The following is a 298-nucleotide window of genomic DNA, read 5'->3' on the forward strand; positions in this document are numbered from 1 at the left end:
ACTTCCTTCATTTGCTCCTTGCCTTACTGTTCCTGATGTTTGATTTCCTTCATTTGCTCCTTGTCTTACTGTTCCTGGTGTTTGATTTCCTTCATTTGCTCCTTGTCTTACGCCTCCTGGTGTTTGAACTCCTTCATTTGCTCCTTGTCTTACTGTTCCTGGTGTTTGATTTCCTTCATTTGCTCCCTGTCTTACTGTTCCTGGTGTTTGACTTCCTTCACTTGTTCCATTTGATTTTCCAGCTTCTTTCATTTCATCTTGAAGACTTGTTGTTCCCGATTCTTGCCCATTCGCTCCC

General features: G+C 42.6%; 1 pseudogene. It reads right to left on the reverse strand.

The features are described 5' to 3' along the window. Positions 1-298 (reverse strand): annotated as a pseudogene (locus MR160_RS34255) (pLS20_p028 family conjugation system transmembrane protein); the annotation flags it as partial.

Source organism: Bacillus cereus group sp. BfR-BA-01382 (genome assembly GCF_022663475.1).
Classification (GTDB): Bacteria; Bacillota; Bacilli; order Bacillales; family Bacillaceae_G; genus Bacillus_A; species Bacillus_A thuringiensis_S.